This is a genomic window from Pseudomonas sp. COW5, from assembly GCF_026240005.1.
GTDB lineage: Bacteria > Pseudomonadota > Gammaproteobacteria > Pseudomonadales > Pseudomonadaceae > Aquipseudomonas > Aquipseudomonas kribbensis.
The window spans coordinates 868,628-887,964 of sequence record NZ_JAPHVP010000001.1 but is presented as its reverse complement, the minus strand read 5'-3'; the positions used below and the strand labels follow the sequence as shown (position 1 = coordinate 887,964).

Below are 19,337 nucleotides of genomic sequence, written 5' to 3'. Positions count from 1 at the left end.
AGCTCCATCGCAGCAAAGCAGGGGCCAGGAGGCCAGTCATGTTTTTCGATAACGTGGTGTTTGCCGGGGTTCTGACGGTTGGGCTCATGGTTCTGTTTTTTGCAGGGTTTGGATTTTTTATCTGGAAGGATGCGAATAAGCGCAAGAAGCCTTAGTTCTTCCGGGTTTGATGAGCACGCAAGGCATTTTGGGCAACTTCGGTTGCCCTTTTTTTTGTCTTCTTGGCGGCCTTTGGGCCGACCATGCTTTGGGTGTTCTTTGTGAATATCCGTTTCTGCGGGTGTTGCCACTGGCGGTTCCGCTCTTACAGCGGGTCACTTTTTCAAACGCCAAAAAGTAACCAAAAGGCTTGGCCCCGGCGTTCGGCACCTCGCTGAGGCTCGGTGTTCCTTCGTTCCGGGATTCATCCGGGGGCATCGCCTCCGGTTTGCTTCGCTGCACCTCCTCTCGATGTGTTCGACTTCGTCGAACGGCGCTACGCGCCCACCCCCACCCCCGGATAAATCCCTCCACTCAGCCTGCCGAAGGGGCCGGCACGTCAAAAGCGGTACTCGAGCTAACGCTCATCGTGTTGAGTGGTGAGGGGGGGCATATAGCTTTTGCGGGGCTTTGGTTTTTAGCCTGAGTTCAACTCGGTATTTCAGGTCGGCGTACCTTGCTCAATCAACTCGGTCGGCTCCCTCTCCCTCCGGGAGAGGGCTGGGGTGAGGGCGCTTTTGATGTTAACCATTCCACGCTCTGTATTCCCTTTCTAAAACCAACAAAAAAGGCGTGATCCTCTCGAATCACGCCTTTTTCATTACCACGATCTATCAGCTGCCCAGCGCCTTCGACGCCAGCCAGAACAAGCCGGCCGACAGGGCCACGGTGGCCGGCAGGGTCAGGACCCAGGCCAGCAGGATGGTTTTCACCGTGCCGCCTTGCAGGCCGCTTTTGTTGGCGACCATGGTGCCGGCCACGCCCGAGGACAGGACGTGGGTGGTGGACACCGGCAGGCTGAAGATGTTGGCCAGGCCGATCATGCTCGCTGCGGTGATCTGTGCCGACATGCCCTGGGCATAGGTCATGCCTTGCTTGCCGATTTTCTCGCCGATGGTCAGGACCACGCGTTTCCAGCCGATCATGGTGCCGAGGCCCAAGGCCAGGGCGACCGCCAGAATCACCCAGAACGGGGCGTATTCGGTGGTGGTGGTCAGGTCTTTGCGCAGCTTGTCCAGGTCGGCTTTTTCACGCGCTTCCAGGCCCGGGAGCTTGGCGACTTTCTTCGCGGTGTCGTCCAGGCAGAGCAGGTAGCGGCGCACTTCGATGCGGCTTTCCGCCGGCAGCGAGTGGTAGTCCGATACACCTTTGAGGGTGTGGAGCAGGGCGGAAATGGTCGGTTCGGTCTGCTGCGGATTGCAGCGGAATTTCTCCGGCAGGTCGCCTTCGACACTTTTGCCCAGGGCCAGGAATTCGCCGAGGGTGGCGGCGTTGCGCTGGTAGAACTGGCTCAGGTGCAGGGTTGCGTCGCGAGTGCGTTCGATCTGATAGGTGGTGCTGTTCAGGTCGAGCACGAACTGCGCAGGCACGATACCGATCAGGACCAGCATGATCAGGCCGATGCCTTTCTGACCATCGTTGGAGCCGTGCACGAAGCTCATGGCCATGGCGGACATCACCAGGACCAGGCGATTCCAGAACGGTGGATGCTTCTTGTCGTCGATCTTGCGGCGTTGTTCCGGGGTCTTGTGCATTTTCGACAGCGGGCGCCACCACTTCAGGCCGATCAGCACCAGTGCGGCTACCAGGAAGCCAGCCATCGGCGAGAACACCAGCGAAGCACCGATATCGATCGCTTTCTGCCAGTTCACGCCATCACCCAGCGGAATGTCGTTGATCAGGGCGTTGGCCAGGCCGACACCGAGGATCGAACCGATCAGGGTGTGGGAACTGGAAGCCGGGATACCGAAGTACCAGGTGCCCAGGTTCCAGGCGATGGCGGCGGCGAGCAGCGAGAACACCATTGCCAGACCATGGCCGGTGTTCACGTTGATCAACAGTTCTACCGGCAGCAGGTGGACGATGGCATACGCCACGCCGACGCCGCCCAGCAATACGCCGAGGAAGTTGAACACGCCCGAGAAGAACACCGCCAGGTGAGGCGGCATCGCTTTGGTGTAGATAACAGTGGCTACCGCGTTAGCGGTGTCATGAAATCCATTGATGAACTCGAAGGCGAGGACAAATGTCAGGGCGAGCAGGAGGCTCACAAGCACCCAGGCATCCAGTCCGCTGAATAAATCGATCATGAAGGTTTTCTGACCCGGTCATAAGGGGGCGCGATTATGCCAGAAAAGACTGGAAATCGATCCCCTACCTGCTCATCGGTAACCTTCTTCGCCAAATTAATTTGTATCAAGGTGCATTACCCAAGCTTTTTGGAGGGTTTTGCAAGGCCTTGATTCGATTGATAAAAATGCGAAGATCCGGCGGATTGGCCGGGGGGCGGGAGGGGGCAGAAGCGTGTATGAAATATCTGAGAAACGTGTCTGACATGCTCCAGACCTGTGCAATACAGGGGAGTTGGCCGCTGCCCGCGGGTAGCGGGCGCGCAAGGCATCGTCAGTCCACCGTGCTTGTAACCCGGTGAGTACGCTTACCCTCGAAAGTCTCAAAGGAAGGCATCAAGGCTCTTCGGCTTTGAGTTCCTCTTCCATTTTTTTCAGTTCTTGCTGGAAGACCTGATCCTGAACGGTCGGGCGTTTACGCCAGGCTTTGCGTTCCGGTTCCGGCTGAGCGGCGTAGGTGGTGACTTCCCCGCCGTAAACTTCCTTGTAACGTTGTTCCTGGCGCTCAAGTTCCGCGCGCAGTTCGTCTTTCGTCACAGTGCTACCTGTATGAGTTGAGATAAATGTCTGGTGAAACGCACTGCAACGAATCGATTGAACCGGTTCGCCAACAAGACGCGGCCTGGACAGGCAGCGGTAATATCGGCAGGGCGGTCAAGACTTCCATGTTACAGGCGGCTACGGCACCAGATTAAAACTGACGCAGCATCAGTTTCCTGTTTCAGCGAGCGCGCTGGCGGTGCATGGGTGATGATCATCAGGCGCTGGCCGGGGCTGAAGGCAATGGACATTACCTCAGCGAATGACGTCGACGGCCAATAAAAGTGCGACGCCATTGAGGTGCATTATAGCGGCCGATTCGGGATTGACTATCTTTGCCAAGTTAAAAACGGTTCCGGATGTGTGATTGTTTTGTGACTCGCAACTTTTACCGGTAGTTGCGTCGTTGTTTCCGGGTGTTGTGTTTCTGGCGTCATTTAGTCGATCAACTAAGGGGGCCGGGCGCATGAGTGATATCGCGTTGGAAACTTTACAGAGTCGCTTCATCCGGGTTGGAGGGCGCGTTTGCGATTATCGGTCGACGGTTCGATAATCGCCCGGTGTTGGCGATCTGGCGCTTGTGCATCTGTCTGCGAGCCGCTTGTATAGCCGTTGATCCGAACAAGAAAAAAGGACCTGACATGAACGATCAAATGCGCAATTCCTTCACCTCGGTAGCGCCGCCGATCGTCGCCTCGCCGGCCAAACGCATCCAGGCCCTGACCGGCGATCCGGACTTCATGACTTCCCTGGCCCGAGGCCTGGCCGTGGTCCAGGCGTTTCAGGAGCGCAAGCGCCACTTGACCATCGCCCAGATCAGCCACCGTACGGAAATCCCCCGCGCCGCCGTACGCCGCTGCCTGCATACGTTGATCAAACTCGGCTACGCCACCACCGACGGGCGCACGTATTCGTTGCTGCCCAAAGTGCTGACCCTCGGTCACGCCTATCTGTCTTCGACGCCGCTGGCAGTCTCCGCCCAGCCGTACCTCGACCGTATGAGCGAACAATTGCACGAAGCCTGCAACATGGCCACGCTGGAAGGCGACGACATTCTTTACATCGCGCGCTCGGCCACCACCCAGCGCCTGATTTCGGTGGACTTGTCGGTGGGCGGGCGGCTGCCGGCGTATTGCACGTCCATGGGCCGGATCCTGCTGGCGGCGCTGGACGACACGTCGCTGCGCGAGTACCTCGACCATGCCGAACTGGTGGCCAAGACCAGTCGCACGCTGCACACCCCCGAGTCCTTGCTCGAATGTCTGCAGGAAGTGCGGCAGCAGGGCTGGTGCATCGTCGATCAGGAGCTTGAACAGGGCCTGCGTTCGATTGCGGTGCCGGTGTATGACGCCTCCGGCCAGGTGGTGGCTGCGCTCAACGTCAGCACACACGCCGGTCGCGTCAGCCGTACCGAACTGGAACAACGCTTTCTGCCGGGGCTGCTGAGCGCCAGTCGTGACCTCAGCGCGCAGTTGTTCGCCTGATGAAGCTGTTCGATAAACGCACAGAGTTGCGTTTATCGAATTGACGCTAAAACCCCCGGATCATTAATGTCGCGGCAGCGTCATCCGGCGCTGTTGTGAATGAGCCCGCCGGATCGTCGACTCCCATAATAATGACAAGAGGCAACTTCCCATGCGCACGTTCCCCGACTGTCGCCGCTCCCGTTCCTGTTGCCGGTTTTAGCGCAACGCCCGATTCCCTCCTTATATGCTTGTGTCCGTGCCAGTCTTTGGCCGGTCGCCGTTCGACTGCGTTTTTTGCGTGGAATAAAAATAATGAACCAGCCTCAGTCCGCTGTAGGTCACTGCCTCGACGTGCAGTCCTTCATCAACGCTCAACCGATCTCCCGCTATCAGTGGCGGGTGGTGATTCTGTGTTTCCTGATTGTGTTCCTCGATGGCCTCGACACGGCGGCCATGGGTTTCATCGCGCCGGCCCTGTCCCAGGACTGGGGAATTGATCGCGCCAGTCTCGGCCCGGTGATGAGCGCCGCGCTGATCGGCATGGTCTTCGGCGCCCTTGGCTCCGGGCCGTTGGCTGACCGCTTCGGGCGAAAAGTCGTACTGGTCGGCGCGGTATTTCTGTTCGGCGCTTTCAGCCTGGCGTCGGCCTACGCCACCAACGTCGAGCAATTGCTGGTGCTGCGCTTCCTCACTGGTTTGGGGCTGGGCGCCGGCATGCCGAACGCCACCACGCTGCTGTCGGAGTACACCCCGGAACGCAAGAAGTCGCTGCTGGTGACCAGCATGTTCTGCGGCTTCAACCTTGGCATGGCGGGTGGCGGATTCATTTCGGCCAAGCTGATCCCGGCGTTCGGTTGGCACAGCCTGTTGCTGATCGGCGGGATTCTGCCGCTGATCCTCGCCGTGGTGTTGCTGGTCTGGCTGCCGGAATCGGCGCGTTATCTGGTGGTGCGTAATCGTGGCACCGACAAAGTGCGCAAGACCCTCGCGCCGATTGACCCGGCCACCGTCGCTCAGGCTGCGAGTTTCAGTGTCCCGGAACAGAAAACCGTAAAAGCCCGCAACGTGTTCGCGGTGATCTTCTCCGGCACCTACAGCGTCGGCACGTTGCTGCTGTGGCTGACCTACTTCATGGGCCTGGTGATCGTTTACCTGCTGACCAGTTGGCTGCCGACCCTCATGCGCGACAGTGGCGCGAGCATGGAGCAGGCGGCCTTCATCGGCGCGTTGTTCCAGTTCGGCGGGGTGTTGAGCGCGGTCGGCGTAGGCTGGGCGATGGACCGGTTCAATCCGCACAAGGTCATCGGCATTTTCTACCTGCTGGCCGGGGTGTTTGCCTACGCGGTTGGGCAGAGCCTGGGCAACATTACGCTGCTGGCGACGCTGGTGCTGGTGGCGGGCATGTGCGTCAACGGTGCGCAATCGGCGATGCCGTCGCTGGCCGCGCGGTTTTATCCGACCCAGGGCCGGGCGACGGGGGTGTCGTGGATGCTCGGGATCGGCCGCTTCGGTGCGATTCTCGGGGCGTGGATGGGTGCGACCCTGCTTGGCCTAGGCTGGAATTTCGAACAGGTGCTGACGGCGCTGGTGATCCCGGCGGGGCTGGCCACGGCAGCGGTGGTGATCAAGGGCCTGGTCAGTCACGCGGACGCGACCTGATACCGGGGTTGATCGCCCCGCACTCGGGGTGATCATTAGGTTGATAACAATCTGTTCGATAAACGAACACTCAGTCGATTATCGGATTGTTTGGCGAAAATCAGCGGCTTAATCTTCAGTGACTCCGGCGCACAACCTCGCGCCTTTTTATCACTGGCGATCCACTACAAAAACGGGAGCCCGCTCCATGGCTGAGATCCTTTCGCTGCACGACGCGGTGAAGCAATTCGTCAACGACGGCGACACCGTCGCGCTCGAAGGCTTCACTCACCTGATCCCTACGGCGGCGGGTCATGAAATCATTCGTCAGGGCAAGAAAGATCTGACCCTGGTGCGGATGACGCCTGACCTGATCTACGACCAGCTGATCGGCGCCGGTTGTGCACGCAAGCTGATCTTCTCCTGGGGCGGCAACCCTGGCGTGGGTTCGCTGCACCGTCTGCGCGACGCGGTCGAGAAACAATGGCCACACGCGCTGGAAATCGAAGAGCACAGCCACGCCGACCTGGCCAATGCCTACGTCGCCGGCGCCTCCGGCCTACCGTTCGCGGTGCTGCGGGCCTACGCCGGTTCCGACCTGCCGAAGGTCAACCCGCTGATCAAATCCGTGACGTGCCCGTTCACCGGTGAAGTGCTGGCAGCGGTGCCGTCGGTGCGCCCGGACGTGACCGTGATCCACGCCCAGAAGGCCGACCGTCAGGGCAACGTGCTGTTGTGGGGCATCCTCGGCGTGCAGAAAGAAGCCGCACTGGCCGCCAAGCGCTGCATCGTCACCGTCGAAGAAATTGTCGACAACCTCAATGCGCCGATGAACGCCTGCGTACTGCCGACCTGGGCCTTGAGCGCAGTTTGCCACGTACCGGGTGGCGCGCATCCGTCCTACGCCCACGGTTACACCGAGCGTGACAATCGTTTCTACCAGGCGTGGGACCCGATCGCCCGCGACCGTGAGACGTTTACCGCGTGGATCAACGAATACATCCATGGCTGCGCTGACTTCAGCGAGTTCCAGGCCAAGTTGGCCGCTGCTTCGGAGGCCAAGTAATGACTTACACCACCAATGAAATGATGACCGTTGCAGCGGCCCGTCGCCTGAAGAACGGTTCGGTGTGCTTCGTCGGCATCGGCCTGCCGTCGAAAGCCGCCAACCTGGCGCGGCTGACCTCTTCGCCGGACGTCGTGCTGATCTACGAGTCGGGCCCGATCGGCGCGAAACCCAGCGTACTGCCACTGTCGATCGGTGACGGCGAGCTGGCGGAAACCGCCGACACCGTCGTCCCGACCGGTGAGATTTTTCGCTACTGGCTGCAGGGCGGGCGCATCGACGTCGGTTTTCTCGGCGCGGCGCAGGTCGACCGTTTCGGCAACATCAACACCACGGTGGTCGGTGATTACCATCAGCCGAAAGTGCGTCTGCCGGGTGCCGGTGGTGCGCCGGAGATCGCCGGTTCCGCGAAAAGCGTGCTGATCATCCTCAAGCAGTCGGCGCGTTCGTTTGTCGACAAGCTCGATTTCATCACCTCGGTCGGCCATGGCGAGGGTGGCGATTCGCGTAAACGCCTGGGCCTGCCGGGTGCGGGTCCCGTCGGCATCATCACTGACCTGTGCATCATGGAACCGGAAGAGGGCACCAATGAGTTCGTGGTCACCGCACTGCACCCGGGCGTGACCCGCGAGCAAGTGGTCGCCGCCACCGGTTGGGCCATCCGTTTTGCCGACAGCGTGGCCACCACTGCCGAACCGACCGAGGTCGAGCTGAGCGCTTTGCGCGATCTAGAAGCCCGCACCGCAGCGGCCCACGGCCAGGCACCGGGAGAAGCATGATGCGCGACGTTTATATCTGCGATGCGATTCGTACCCCCATCGGCCGATTCGGTGGTGGTCTGGCGGCGGTTCGCGCCGACGACCTGGCCGCCGTGCCGATCAAGGCGTTGATGGAACGCAACCCGTCGGTGGACTGGAGCGCCCTCGACGAAGTGTTCCTCGGCTGCGCCAACCAGGCCGGCGAAGACAACCGCAACGTGGCGCGCATGGCGCTGTTGCTGGCCGGTCTGCCGGAGAGCGTTCCCGGCGTCACCCTCAATCGCCTTTGCGCGTCGGGCATGGACGCCATCGGCACGGCGTTCCGCGCCATCGCCAGCGGTGAAATGGAGCTGGCGATTGCCGGCGGCGTCGAGTCGATGTCCCGCGCGCCGTTCGTGATGGGCAAGGCTGATGCGGCGTTCTCGCGCAACATGAAGCTGGAAGACACCACCATCGGCTGGCGTTTCATCAACCCGTTGATGAAGGCGCAGTATGGCGTCGACGCAATGCCGCAGACCGCCGACAACGTCGCCGACGATTACGAAATTTCCCGCGAAGATCAGGACGCTTTCGCCCTGCGCAGTCAGCAACGGACGGCCGCCGCCCAGGCTGCCGGCTACTTCGCCGAGGAAATCGTCGAAGTGCGGATCGCCCACAAGAAAGGCGAAACTGTGGTCAGCCAGGACGAACATCCTCGCGCCGATACGACAATTGAGGCCCTGACCAGACTGAAACCGGTCAATGGCCCGGACAAGACCGTCACCGCCGGCAACGCGTCGGGTGTGAATGACGGTGCCGCCGCGCTGATTCTGGCTTCGGCTGAAGCTGTGAAAAAACACGGTTTGACCGCCCGCGCCAAAGTGCTCGGGATGGCCAGTGCCGGCGTTGCACCACGGGTGATGGGCATCGGCCCGGTGCCGGCGGTGCGCAAACTCACCGAACGCCTTGGCGTGGCAGTTAGCGATTTCGATGTGATCGAACTCAACGAAGCGTTTGCCAGCCAAGGTCTGGCGGTATTACGCGAACTGGGACTGGCGGACGACGCGGCCCAAGTCAACCCGAACGGCGGCGCGATTGCCCTCGGTCATCCGTTGGGCATGAGCGGCGCGCGCCTGGTGCTGACCGCCCTGCATCAGCTGGAAAAGACCGGTGGCAAGAAAGGTCTGGCGACCATGTGCGTTGGTGTCGGCCAGGGTCTGGCCCTGGCCATCGAACGCGTCTGACGCAAGCCGTGACGAACAAGAACAGAGGAAAGCGAAATGACTGACAAGCCTGGTTACCGCCGCCCGCAGGAAGGCACCCAGCCGCCATACCTGCACCCGAATTATCAATCCACCAATCTGCGCTCGCCGTCCAAGCCGTTGGTGTTCCTGCCGCATTCGCTGTCGGAAATCACCGGCCCGACCATCGGCGCCGAACGAGTGGCCGACACCGACAACGATCTGACTGCCCAGCATCAGGGCGAACCGCTGGGTGAGCGGATCATCATTCACGGCCGTGTGCTTGATGAAGACGGTCTGCCGGTGCCGGGGATTCTGGTGGAGATCTGGCAGGCCAACGCCGCCGGCCGCTACAACCATGCCCGTGATCTGCACGACGCACCGCTGGACCCGAATTTCACCGGTACCGGCCGTACCGTGACCGACGCCGACGGCTGGTATCAGTTCCAGACCATCAAGCCCGGCGCCTATCCGTGGGGCAACCACCACAACGCCTGGCGCCCGGCGCACGTGCATTTCTCGCTGTTCGGGCCGAGCATCCTGACGCGTCTGGTCACGCAGATGTATTTCCCCGGCGATCCGCTGCTGCCCTACGACCCGATCTACAACTGCGTGCCGGACACTTCGGCCAAGGAACGCCTGATCGCCGCTTTCGATCTGGAAAAAACCATTCCGTCCTACGCCCTCGCTTATCGCTGGGACATCGTGCTGCGCGGCCGCGAAGCCACGCCGATGGAGAAATGAGATGACCCTGACTGCGACCACGTCCCACACCGTCGGGCCGTATTACCACATCGGCCTGACCTGGCTGAACCGTGAAAACCTCGCCAATGAACTGACCCTCGGCCAGCGCGTGGCGATCACAGGGCAGGTGGTGGACGGCAACGGCGATGTCGTCAACGACGCCATGCTCGAAGTCTGGCAGGCCAACGCCGCCGGCAAATACGATCACCCGGAAGACGAGCAGGCCAAACCGCTGGACCCGAATTTCGAAGGTTTCGGTCGGGTACCGGTGGATGCCGAAGGGCGTTTCCGTTTCACCACGATCAAACCGGGCACGGTCGAAGGCCTGAAAGGCACGACCCAGGCGCCGCATCTGGTGTTGCTGGTGTTTGCGCGCGGGCTGGTGAAGCATTTGCTGACGCGGATTTATTTCGAGGGCGATCCGGCGAACGTCAATGATCCGCTGCTCGAATGCGTACCGGCCGAGCGCCGCAGCACGTTGCTGGCGAAGCCGGATGCAGAGGGTGTCTATCAGTGGAATGTGATCCTGCAGGGCACTGACGCGGAAACCGTCTTCTTCGATTACTAGAACACCACCACACATCCCTTGTGGGAGCGGGCTTGCTCGCGAAGAGGGTGTGTCAGTCGCCATTGAGTTGGCTGACCCACCGCTTTCGCGGGCAAGCCCGCTCCCACAGGGATTTGCAGCGCTTGAGTATCTGTGGAACGGGACTGTTGCGAAGTGTGTCTAGACTCTCACTGTCCCTATCGAGTGAAAAACAATGACAACCACCACCTCTCATTACACCGGCGAAGAGCGCAGCAAGCGTATCTTCGCGATTGTCGGCGCCTCGTCCGGCAACCTCGTCGAATGGTTCGACTTCTACGTCTACGCCTTCTGCGCGATCTATTTCGCCCCGGCATTTTTCCCCTCGGACAACCCCACGGTGCAGCTGGTCAACACCGCTGGCGTGTTCGCGGCCGGGTTCCTGATGCGACCGATCGGCGGCTGGATCTTCGGCCGGGTAGCGGACAAGCACGGGCGCAAGAATTCGATGCTGATCTCGATTCTGATGATGTGCTTCGGCTCGTTGCTCATCGCCTGTCTGCCGACCTACAACAGCATCGGCGTCTGGGCGCCGGTGCTGTTGCTGTTCGCGCGTCTGCTGCAAGGCTTGTCGGTGGGCGGCGAGTACGGCGCCACGGCGACGTACATGAGCGAAGTCGCTCTCAAGGGCCAGCGCGGTTTCTTCGCCTCGTTCCAGTACGTGACGCTGATCGGCGGGCAACTGCTGGCGGTGCTGGTGGTGGTGATCCTGCAGCAGTTTCTTTCTGAAGACGAACTGCGGGCCTACGGCTGGCGGATTCCATTCGTGGTCGGGGCGGTGGCGGCGCTGATTTCGCTGTTTCTGCGTCGCACCCTGAAAGAAACCACCAACAAGGAAACCCGTGAACACAAGGACGCCGGCAGCATCGCTGCGCTGTTCCGCGATCACAAAGCCGCGTTTATCACCGTGCTGGGTTACACCGCCGGTGGCTCGCTGATTTTCTACACCTTCACCACGTACATGCAGAAGTACCTGGTGAACACCGCCGGCATGCACGCCAAGACCGCGAGCTTCATCATGACCGGCGCGCTCTTCTTATATATGTGCATGCAGCCGCTGTTCGGCATGCTCGCCGACAAGATCGGCCGGCGTAACTCAATGCTCTGGTTCGGCGCCCTCGGTACGCTGTTCACCGTGCCGATCCTGCTGAGCCTGAAAAGCGTCAGCAGCCCGTTCCTGGCCTTTGTGCTGATCACCGTGGCGCTGGCGATCGTCAGTTTCTACACCTCGATCAGCGGCCTGGTGAAAGCCGAAATGTTCCCGCCGGAAGTCCGCGCCCTTGGCGTCGGCCTGGCCTATGCGGTGGCCAACGCGATCTTCGGCGGTTCGGCGGAATATGTGGCTCTGAGCCTCAAGGCCGGGGGCATGGAAAACGCCTTCTATTGGTACGTCACGGTGATGATGGCGGTGGCGTTCCTGTTCAGCCTGCGCCTGCCGAAACAGGCCGCATATTTGCACCACGATCTCTAAACCGAAGTGCGCGGGCCGCGATGGCCCGCGCCGGCAAGGACTGTTTATGACTCAGCGACCGGGCAATCAATTGTTCGATGCCTATTTCACTGCCCGCGAAATGCGCGAGGTGTTCTGCGATCAGGGCCGGGTGCAGGCTATGCTCGACTTCGAAGCGGCGCTGGCCCGGGCCGAAGCGCGGGTCGGGGTGATTCCGGCCAGTGCTGTCGCCTCAATTGAAAACGCCTGCCGCGCCGAGTTGTTTGATTTCGCAGCCTTGGGCGAAGCCATCGCCACGGCGGGTAATTCGGCGATTCCGCTGGTCAAGGCATTGGGCAAGCGGATCGCGGCATCCGATGCTGAAGCCGAACGTTATGTGCATCTGGGTGCCACCAGCCAGGACGTGATGGATTCCGGGCTGGTGCTGCAATTGCGTCAGGCGCTGGCGCTGATCGAAGGGGAGTTGGCGCAACTGGCCGAATCCCTCGCGACCCAGGCCAAGCGCCACGCCGCCACGCCGCTGGCCGGACGTACCTGGCTGCAACACGCAACGCCGGTCACTCTCGGTATGAAGATCGCCGGTTGGCTTGGCGCGATCACTCGCAGCCGTCAGCGTTTGCGCGAACTCAAGCCACGGCTGCTGGTGCTGCAATTCGGTGGTGCGTCCGGCACCCTCGCGGCGTTGGGTGAACAGGCGCTGCCGATTGCCTGCGCACTGGCCGAAGAACTGCAACTGACCCTGCCGGAACAACCCTGGCACACCCAGCGTGATCGCATTGTCGAGTTCGGCGCAGTGCTCGCTCTGATCGCCGGCAGCCTCGGCAAACTCGGCCGCGACATCAGCCTGTTGATGCAGACCGAAGCGGCGGAAGTGTTCGAACCGTCGGCGCCGGGCAAGGGCGGTTCCTCGACCATGCCGCACAAGCGCAACCCGGTGGGCGCGGCGGTGTTGATTGGCGCAGCCACCCGCGTGCCGGGGCTGGTCTCGACGCTGTTCAGCGCCTTGCCTCAGGAACACGAACGCAGCCTCGGTCTGTGGCACGCCGAGTGGGAAACCTTGCCGGACATCTGCTGCCTGGTGTCGGGCGCGCTGCAACAGGCGCGGCTGCTGGCTGAGGGTCTTGAAGTCGATGCCGCGCGCATGGGCCGCAACCTGGAATTGACCCAAGGTCTGGTGCTGGCCGAAGCGGTGAGCATCGTGCTCGCGCAACGGGTCGGCCGCGACACCGCGCATCATCTGCTCGAACAATGCTGCAAACGGGCGGTGGCCGAACAACGCCATCTGCGTGCGGTGCTCGGTGACGAGCCGCAAGTGACCGCCGAGCTCAGCGCAACCGAACTGGATCACCTGCTCGATCCCGCCCGTTACCTCGGTCAGGCGCAGGTCTGGGTCGAGCGGGCGCTGGCCGAACACAACGCATTGTCTGATTGAAAGGAGAGGGCTGTGGCTTTCGTTCAACTCGCCGATGGCGAACTGCATTACTCATTGGAGGGCCCGGTCGATGCGCCGGTGCTGGTGCTGTCCAACTCGCTGGGCACCGACCTGCACATGTGGGACGCGCAGATGCCAGCGTTCACCGAACACTTTCGCGTGCTGCGCTTCGATACCCGTGGTCACGGCCAGTCGCTGGTGACGCCGGACCCTTACAGCATCGAGCAACTGGGCCGCGACGTGCTGGCGCTGCTGGATGCGCTGCACATCGAACGTGCGCATTTCTGCGGTCTGTCCATGGGCGGCCTGATCGGGCAGTGGCTGGGGATCAACGCCGGCCAGCGCATTAACAAACTGATCGTCTGCAACACGGCGGCGAAAATCGGCGATCCGTCGGTGTGGAATCCGCGCATCGAAACCGTGCTGCGCGACGGCCCGGCGGCAATGGTCGCGTTGCGCGATGCGTCGATTGCCCGCTGGTTTACCCCGGACTTCTCGGCGGCCAATCCGGCAGCGGCCAAGCAGATCACCGACATGCTCGCGGCCACCAATCCTGAAGGTTATGCCGCCAACTGCGCGGCAGTGCGCGATGCGGATTTCCGCGATCAACTGGCGTCGATCACGGTTCCGTTGCTGGTGATTGCCGGCTCGGAAGATGCAGTGACGCCACCGTCCGGCGGGCACTTCATTCAGGAGCATGTGCGCGGCGCCGAGTACGCCGAATTCTATGCCGCACATCTTTCCAACGTTCAGGCCGGCGACGCGTTCAGCGACCGCGTGCTGACATTCCTGCTGGCCGCCTGAGGAGATTTCCGTGGACGAAAAACAACGTTATGACGACGGCATGCAAGTGCGCCGCACGGTGCTCGGCGATGCCCATGTCGATCGCAGCCTGACCACGCTGACCGAGTTCAACTCGGAGTTCCAGGAAATGATCACCCGGCACGCCTGGGGCGACATCTGGACCCGCCCGGGCCTGCCGCGCCACACCCGCAGCCTGATCACCATCGCCATGCTGATCGGCATGAACCGCGAGGGTGAGCTCAAATTGCACCTGCGCGCAGCGGCCAACAATGGCGTGAGCCGTGGCGAGATCAAGGAAGTGATCATGCAGAGCGCAATCTACTGCGGGATTCCGGCGGCGAATGCGACGTTTCATCTGGCCGAATCGGTGTGGGATGAGTTGGGTACCGAATCACGTGAGTGATCGTTGAATTCGAGGGATCGCAGCCTGTGGAAGGCTGCGATCCTTTGAATTTCACACCTTGGCGACAATGAAAATCCGTTTGAACGGAAACAGCGTATGCCCGTCGTCCTCCTGCGGATAATGCGCATGCACCCGCATCAGGTAGTGATAGATGAAGCGCGCCTGTTCCTCCGGCGTCAGCCCCAGCATCACCGGCCGTAGCGCCGACACTTTCACCCAGTCATAAACCGGTGACTTGCCGTCGACCACCTGCAATTGCTCGGTTTCCCAGATATCCAGCGACCGGGTCAGCGGTGCGAGCAAACGGTAGTAATCCTCCAGTGACAACAACGGCCGCGCCGCCAGGCGCTGGCGCAGTTGCGGGCTGCCCAGCGGATGGCCACCGGGGCCGGCATCCTCGAGGGTATCGAGCATCAGGCGATACCACAGCGCATCGCGCCAGTCCGGCATGTGGGCCGCCAGGCATCCGCCGGGGTTGAGGTGGCGGAGCAATCCCGGCAACAGCGTTTGATGGTCATTGATGAAATGCAGCACGGCAGCGGCGAACAGCAGGTCGGCCGGCTTGCGGGGTTTCCAGTGTTGCAACTCGGCGTGTTGCCAGCGCGCCTTGATCGGCAGACAGCGGGCGATCTGAAGCATGTCTTGCGAACTGTCGATGCCCTTGAGATCTGCCCGGGGCCAGCGATCTGCCAGAACCTTCGTGGCAATCCCGGTGCCGCAACCGAGGTCGTAGATGCGTTGAGGATTGTGCAGATCGACGCGGCCGAGCAGTTCATCGACCGGTTGTTGCCTGAGACGGGAAAACTGCTGATACGCCCTGGCATCCCAATCGGGAGCCGGTTTGACTCGAGTGATCATGAGGTGGTCCTCCGATGATCGGCAGTGTCTTCCGGTGACAGCCTGGCTCAAGTCCCGGGGGACCAACATCAACAGATAACGGAAGCGGGAAGGGTGGAGCGCCTGAGTCCTTCAGGTGCATCCACTGTACTCAACGATGGGTGACGATCCATGAATCCTGACGGATGGCGCAGCCCTCTAGAGCAGATTGATCGGATAGCTGACGATCACCCGGTTTTCGTCGAACTCGTTGTTGCTGTAGTCACGGCGCATGGTCGAGTTGCGCCAACGCACATTCAGGTTCTTCAGCGTGCCGCTCTGCACGGTGTAGCCCAGTTCCGATTCGCGGCCCCATTCCTTGCCGTCGGTAATGGTGCCGGTGTGCACGTTGTCGCCGCTGAGGTAGCGGTTCATCAGGGTCAGGCCGGGGATGCCGAGGGCAGCGAAATTGTAGTCGTGGCGGATTTGCCAGGAGCGTTCCTGAGCGTTGTCATAGCTTGAGTTGTAGCTGTCGTTGGCCAGGGTCCCGCCGCTGGTGCCGTTGACCCGCATCCAGTTGCTGTCGCCGGTGAGTTTCTGCAGGCCGACGTAAAAGGTGTTGCCGCCGTAGCGCGCGGAGAACAGCCCCGACCAGGTCTTGTTGTCGAGCTTGCCGGCCCGGGCGCTGCCGTCGTCCTTGCCGTAGAAGAAACCGAGATTGGCGCCCAGGGTCCAGTCGCCGAGCGGCTGGCTGTGGATCAGGTTGACGTATTGCTGGCTGTAGATGTCCTTGAGCTCGGCGTTCCACAGGCCGATCTGCGTGCGCTTGTCGTTGAATGCGTATTCGCCGCCCTGGAAGTTGAAGCGATCCGAGGTGAACGCCGGTTTGCCGAACATCGACATGTCGCTCATGCTGCTGTCGTCGCGCGGGCTGTTGGCGCGGAACTGGCCGCCATAAAGGGTCAGGCCGTCGATTTCCTTCGAGGTGATCTGCCCGCCGCGAAAGGTCTGCGGCAGCGAGCGACCGTCGTCCGAGCGCAGGATCGGCAGTACCGGCATCCATTCGCCGACCTTGATTTCGGTCTGCGACAGTCTGGCCTTGAACGCCACGTTGGTGCGGCCGAAGGTGTCCGCCGGGCGACCGTCATGATCCAGCGGTAACAGTTGCGTGCCCCCCGTGCCTTTGCCGCCATCGAGTTTCACCGAGTACAACCCCAATACGTCCATGCCGAAACCGACCGTTCCCTGAGTGAAACCGGATTTGGCGTCGAGGATGAAGCTCTGCGTCCATTCCTGCGCCATGCCCTGGGCCTTGGTCGGGTTGGTGAAATTGCGGTTGATGTAGAAGTTGCGCAGGTTCAGGTCGGCCTTGGCCCCGTCGATGAACCCCGTCTCTTCGGCGGCCACAGGCAAAGCGATGCCGGTCAATGCCAAGGCGATCAGACTGAGTGCGCAAGGTTTTGTAGAACGTGTCATGGGCTCGGGTCTCTCTAATTGTTTGGGATGAAGCAGTTCGCAGCCGCAACCGGAAGTTGCAGACAAGAAACGGACTCGATGGAACGAAGGGCGGGATCAGCCCGAGCGGGGAGGACGCGTGGTCATGGGGGTGAACCTGTTCTTATTGGTTTTGTTGGTGTGGGCAATGGTGAGGGGGATCGGCACGGGTATTCAATCGGGGTAAACAGGGTTTTGTGCGATTATCGAACGCTAATCGACGATGGTTTTACTTTCCGTTCTCAGCGCATTCTTAATGAAATCCCGTGTTTATGTTTCGTATTAACGAGTTGTTTCGATGGTGTTCTATTAATGGCGATTGTGGATGTGCTTATTTCTTTGGTGGTAGGAAATTACCTACAGCAATGGTTGCAGTAATGGTTATGTAAGTCATCGCGGATTCAACTTAATAATTGGCGTTATCGCTTATCGTGAAAAGGTTTAACGGGAAGTTGTGTTGTAACTGGCAAAGGAAACAGGCATTGCTATATTCAAAATTCTCGAAAGGGGCAGGGAGGTTAATTGTCGCTCTCGAGAGGATTAATTATTGATAACAAGGAGAGATAACATGCCTGCAAAAGTGAATCAGGAACGTCTCGCGACGGTGGTCGGTCGCGCCCTTATTGATAAGGACTTTGCGGAACAGTTGCACAAGGATGCTGAAGGCGCGGCCAAGGGCATCGGTGTGCATCTGAGCGCATCCGAACTGGGCGCCGTCAAGAGTATTGATGTGGCAAAACTGGGCACCGCCGGGGCGGGTATTCGCGACAAGCTGGGAGCGGCTGCAATATTTGACCAGCAACAACAGATTCAGGCACGGATGGACTGATGCCCGGGGGGCTGTTTGGCGTGTCGTGGAGCGGCGATCCGGCTCTGTGCGCGCCAAATGGCCCGATTGCAAAGTGTTTGCACAGGGAGTGAGCGACGTATGTCAGTCACCTTGATTCCCATGGACGACGCGGACTTTGTGACGTTCACCGAAAGGGCGGTCGAGGAGTACGCCCAGGGCATGGTCGCCTCGGGAGAGTGGAGTCAGGCAGAGGCCCCACACCGATCCGCCACGGCTTTCGCACAGTTGCTGGACAAGGGAAGGCTGACCGAAAGCCATCAGCTCTGGGTAATCAGGGACAACCGGCGACGCATCGGAGAGTTGTGGATTGCCCGCAGGCATGTCGGTGCAAAGCCGATTGCCTTCATCCTGGATATCTACATCGAGCCTGGCGAGCGCCGTCAGGGTCATGCCCGGCAATCGATGCTGGCCGCCGAAACCTGGGCTCGCCAGAACGGCTGCGAGGAAATGCGTCTGCATGTGTTTGGCCGCAACCTGCCGGCGCGTGGTCTTTATGAACAATTGGGCTATGACATCGCCAGTCTGACCATGGCGAAACCATTGCCGCCTGCCTGAAAGGATGGTTGAAAAATGGATATTGGAAACCACGGCGAACTTGATTCGACGGTAGATGACTTGTTTAAAGGGAACACATTTCTTGCTGATGCCAGATATTCAAGATTTGAAATGTTACTTGAACATGTCAGTCGCAATCGTTTCACCATCTTCATGGTTTTATATGCCGAACTGTTCAAGTTGTTTTCCGGGGAATCGCGGTTGTCGGTGTTTTTCGACCGGGCGGTGGAACTTGTATTGCTGCCACCCCGTGAACAGGCTTTGATTATCAACGATCCGGTTTTTCAGATATGGACCGGGCAGGCGTTTCGTTCAACCAATCACGTTCTGGTCGGCAAGTCAGAGAGTACTGCCGAACTGGAAAAGCTATTGCTGGAATTCCCCGACATGCTCGACCGGGTCAAGGCCCGAAGCAAGTCGGGCATGGTTCAGAACGATCCGCCGGTCTACCGGTTCGACGCCGACCCGCTGATCATGCAGGCCACGCCGCCCAGTTATGAGTTTCCGGAAGACGAGGCGACCCGCAAGCGCCTGGAGCGCGGCAGTGTTTCCAGCCGGTTCTTCGCTGACGTGGTGAAGATTGCCCTGTTGCGGATCGAACACACCTGGCCGGCCTGCCGTGAGCAGATGAAGTCTCTGATCAAGTCGATTTGCTACCTGCCGGACGGTACCTTTCGCAGTTGTTCGGCTTCGCGCTACACCGGCGTCATCCTTCTGGCGAGCCGGGACGACTCGATCCTCGATCTTGAGGAATCCCTGGTGCATGAGGCGACTCACCAGTTGCTTTATCACGTCGTCGAGGTGTCTGCGATTGTCGACCCCGATGCTTCGCAGGAAGCGTCATTCAACTTGCCGTGGTCGGGCCAGAAACGTGACCTGTATGGCTACTTTCATGCGTTTTACGTGTACATCGCGCTGGTCAAGTACATGGAGCGGGTGCGGTCGCGTTCCGACGAGGAATTGCAGCGGGCACAGAACCGTCTGCTGTTCATCCTGCGGGGGCTGATCCGGGCCTTGCCGGACCTTCAAGGCAGTGAGGATTTCACGCCCCACGGGCGCCAGTTGCTGGAAAACCTTGCCGCCGAGGTGCGGGCCATGGAGTGCAAATACGCCGGGCGGCTGGCCGCTGCGACGCCATTGCCCACGACGCCACCGGTATTGGGTGCGACGGCCTGAGCCCGGGAGGCA

The 19,337-nt window shown here is 60.6% G+C and carries 19 protein-coding genes; 15 read left to right on the top strand and 4 right to left on the bottom strand.

Annotated elements, in window-relative coordinates; all coding sequences use genetic code 11:
• Window positions 1-38: 38 nt before the first annotated feature.
• Window positions 39-155: a cytochrome c oxidase subunit CcoM gene (gene ccoM, locus OQ248_RS29010; RefSeq protein ID WP_007959205.1), complete on the top strand. Its 117-nt coding sequence runs from the start codon at window positions 39-41 to the stop codon at window positions 153-155.
• 657 nt (window positions 156-812) lie between these two features.
• Here ccoM and OQ248_RS04055 read toward each other — a convergent pair.
• Both OQ248_RS04055 and OQ248_RS04050 read right to left on the bottom strand, forming a co-directional pair.
• Window positions 813-2,288: an inorganic phosphate transporter gene (locus OQ248_RS04055; RefSeq protein WP_085712967.1), complete on the bottom strand. Its 1,476-nt coding sequence runs from the start codon at window positions 2,286-2,288 to the stop codon at window positions 813-815.
• A gap of 375 nt (window positions 2,289-2,663) precedes the next feature.
• Window positions 2,664-2,864 carry a hypothetical protein gene (locus OQ248_RS04050; protein WP_007957826.1) on the bottom strand — a complete coding sequence of 67 codons (201 nt, stop codon included), beginning with the start codon at window positions 2,862-2,864 and terminating at the stop codon, window positions 2,664-2,666.
• Window positions 2,865-3,508: 644 nt separating this feature from the next.
• Here OQ248_RS04050 and pcaR point away from each other — a divergent pair.
• The 11 genes from pcaR to pcaC all read left to right on the top strand — a co-directional run bounded on the left by pcaR (window position 3,509) and on the right by pcaC (window position 14,434).
• Window positions 3,509-4,351, top strand: coding sequence for a pca regulon transcriptional regulator PcaR (pcaR, locus tag OQ248_RS04045; protein WP_007963153.1), 843 nt, complete (start codon window positions 3,509-3,511; stop codon window positions 4,349-4,351).
• Window positions 4,352-4,645: 294 nt separating this feature from the next.
• On the top strand, window positions 4,646-5,992 hold the full coding sequence (locus tag OQ248_RS04040) for an MFS transporter (protein WP_265812107.1): 1,347 nt from the start codon (window positions 4,646-4,648) through the stop codon (window positions 5,990-5,992).
• Between the two features lie 187 nt (window positions 5,993-6,179).
• A complete protein-coding gene (locus tag OQ248_RS04035) occupies window positions 6,180-7,037 on the top strand; it encodes a CoA transferase subunit A (RefSeq protein WP_003222404.1) in 858 nt (285 codons plus the stop codon).
• Window positions 7,037-7,816, top strand: a complete 780-nt coding sequence (locus OQ248_RS04030) for a CoA-transferase subunit beta (RefSeq protein WP_265812106.1) — start codon at window positions 7,037-7,039, stop codon at window positions 7,814-7,816. Before OQ248_RS04035 ends, OQ248_RS04030 begins: the two co-directional genes overlap by 1 nt.
• Window positions 7,813-9,018: a 3-oxoadipyl-CoA thiolase gene (pcaF, locus tag OQ248_RS04025; RefSeq protein ID WP_265812105.1), complete on the top strand. Its 1,206-nt coding sequence runs from the start codon at window positions 7,813-7,815 to the stop codon at window positions 9,016-9,018. Before OQ248_RS04030 ends, pcaF begins: the two co-directional genes overlap by 4 nt.
• 36 nt (window positions 9,019-9,054) lie before the next feature.
• Window positions 9,055-9,759, top strand: coding sequence for a protocatechuate 3,4-dioxygenase subunit beta (gene pcaH, locus OQ248_RS04020; RefSeq protein ID WP_007957831.1), 705 nt, complete (start codon window positions 9,055-9,057; stop codon window positions 9,757-9,759).
• Window position 9,760: 1 nt separating this feature from the next.
• Window positions 9,761-10,327: a protocatechuate 3,4-dioxygenase subunit alpha gene (gene pcaG / locus OQ248_RS04015; protein WP_265812104.1), complete on the top strand. Its 567-nt coding sequence runs from the start codon at window positions 9,761-9,763 to the stop codon at window positions 10,325-10,327.
• Between the two features lie 193 nt (window positions 10,328-10,520).
• Entirely contained in the window at window positions 10,521-11,816 is a 1,296-nt protein-coding gene (locus OQ248_RS04010) for an MFS family transporter (protein ID WP_114881728.1), read from the top strand.
• Window positions 11,817-11,862: 46 nt separating this feature from the next.
• Window positions 11,863-13,227, top strand: a complete 1,365-nt coding sequence (locus OQ248_RS04005; RefSeq protein WP_265812103.1) for a 3-carboxy-cis,cis-muconate cycloisomerase — start codon at window positions 11,863-11,865, stop codon at window positions 13,225-13,227.
• Between the two features lie 12 nt (window positions 13,228-13,239).
• Window positions 13,240-14,031, top strand: a complete 792-nt coding sequence (gene pcaD, locus OQ248_RS04000; protein WP_265812102.1) for a 3-oxoadipate enol-lactonase — start codon at window positions 13,240-13,242, stop codon at window positions 14,029-14,031.
• Window positions 14,032-14,041: 10 nt separating this feature from the next.
• Entirely contained in the window at window positions 14,042-14,434 is a 393-nt protein-coding gene (gene pcaC / locus OQ248_RS03995) for a 4-carboxymuconolactone decarboxylase (RefSeq protein ID WP_265812101.1), read from the top strand.
• A gap of 51 nt (window positions 14,435-14,485) precedes the next feature.
• Here pcaC and OQ248_RS03990 read toward each other — a convergent pair whose 3' ends face one another.
• Window positions 14,486-15,292 carry a methyltransferase domain-containing protein gene (locus OQ248_RS03990; protein ID WP_265812100.1) on the bottom strand — a complete coding sequence of 269 codons (807 nt, stop codon included), beginning with the start codon at window positions 15,290-15,292 and terminating at the stop codon, window positions 14,486-14,488.
• A 177-nt stretch (window positions 15,293-15,469) separates the two neighbouring features.
• Window positions 15,470-16,726, bottom strand: a complete 1,257-nt coding sequence (locus OQ248_RS03985) for an OprD family porin (protein ID WP_265812099.1) — start codon at window positions 16,724-16,726, stop codon at window positions 15,470-15,472.
• A 586-nt stretch (window positions 16,727-17,312) separates the two neighbouring features.
• Here OQ248_RS03985 and OQ248_RS03980 point away from each other — a divergent pair.
• From OQ248_RS03980 to OQ248_RS03970, 3 genes are all read left to right on the top strand, one after another.
• Window positions 17,313-17,573 (top strand): Os1348 family RiPP precursor, encoded by a 261-nt coding sequence (locus OQ248_RS03980; RefSeq protein ID WP_265812098.1) that lies wholly within the window; start codon window positions 17,313-17,315, stop codon window positions 17,571-17,573.
• Window positions 17,574-17,672: 99 nt separating this feature from the next.
• Window positions 17,673-18,149 carry a GNAT family N-acetyltransferase gene (locus OQ248_RS03975; RefSeq protein ID WP_265812097.1) on the top strand — a complete coding sequence of 159 codons (477 nt, stop codon included), beginning with the start codon at window positions 17,673-17,675 and terminating at the stop codon, window positions 18,147-18,149.
• Between the two features lie 111 nt (window positions 18,150-18,260).
• Window positions 18,261-19,325 (top strand): HEXXH motif-containing putative peptide modification protein, encoded by a 1,065-nt coding sequence (locus tag OQ248_RS03970; protein ID WP_265812096.1) that lies wholly within the window; start codon window positions 18,261-18,263, stop codon window positions 19,323-19,325.
• The last annotated feature ends 12 nt before the right edge of the window (window positions 19,326-19,337 follow it).

What these genes read in the sequence shown, in the direction of transcription:
- OQ248_RS04010 (WP_114881728.1), top strand. Translation starts at nt 10,521, where the DNA reads ATGACAACCACCACCTCTCATTACACCGGCGAAGAGCGCAGCAAGCGT.
- OQ248_RS03975 (WP_265812097.1), top strand. Translation starts at nt 17,673, where the DNA reads ATGTCAGTCACCTTGATTCCCATGGACGACGCGGACTTTGTGACGTTC.
- OQ248_RS04055 (WP_085712967.1), bottom strand. Translation starts at nt 2,288, where the DNA reads ATGATCGATTTATTCAGCGGACTGGATGCCTGGGTGCTTGTGAGCCTC.
- OQ248_RS04040 (WP_265812107.1), top strand. Translation starts at nt 4,646, where the DNA reads ATGAACCAGCCTCAGTCCGCTGTAGGTCACTGCCTCGACGTGCAGTCC.
- OQ248_RS03985 (WP_265812099.1), bottom strand. Translation starts at nt 16,726, where the DNA reads ATGACACGTTCTACAAAACCTTGCGCACTCAGTCTGATCGCCTTGGCA.
- pcaG (WP_265812104.1), top strand. Translation starts at nt 9,761, where the DNA reads ATGACCCTGACTGCGACCACGTCCCACACCGTCGGGCCGTATTACCAC.
- OQ248_RS03990 (WP_265812100.1), bottom strand. Translation starts at nt 15,292, where the DNA reads ATGATCACTCGAGTCAAACCGGCTCCCGATTGGGATGCCAGGGCGTAT.
- OQ248_RS04005 (WP_265812103.1), top strand. Translation starts at nt 11,863, where the DNA reads ATGACTCAGCGACCGGGCAATCAATTGTTCGATGCCTATTTCACTGCC.
- OQ248_RS03980 (WP_265812098.1), top strand. Translation starts at nt 17,313, where the DNA reads ATGCCTGCAAAAGTGAATCAGGAACGTCTCGCGACGGTGGTCGGTCGC.
- pcaR (WP_007963153.1), top strand. Translation starts at nt 3,509, where the DNA reads ATGAACGATCAAATGCGCAATTCCTTCACCTCGGTAGCGCCGCCGATC.
- OQ248_RS03970 (WP_265812096.1), top strand. Translation starts at nt 18,261, where the DNA reads ATGTTACTTGAACATGTCAGTCGCAATCGTTTCACCATCTTCATGGTT.
- OQ248_RS04035 (WP_003222404.1), top strand. Translation starts at nt 6,180, where the DNA reads ATGGCTGAGATCCTTTCGCTGCACGACGCGGTGAAGCAATTCGTCAAC.
- pcaH (WP_007957831.1), top strand. Translation starts at nt 9,055, where the DNA reads ATGACTGACAAGCCTGGTTACCGCCGCCCGCAGGAAGGCACCCAGCCG.
- pcaF (WP_265812105.1), top strand. Translation starts at nt 7,813, where the DNA reads ATGATGCGCGACGTTTATATCTGCGATGCGATTCGTACCCCCATCGGC.
- OQ248_RS04030 (WP_265812106.1), top strand. Translation starts at nt 7,037, where the DNA reads ATGACTTACACCACCAATGAAATGATGACCGTTGCAGCGGCCCGTCGC.
- ccoM (WP_007959205.1), top strand. Translation starts at nt 39, where the DNA reads ATGTTTTTCGATAACGTGGTGTTTGCCGGGGTTCTGACGGTTGGGCTC.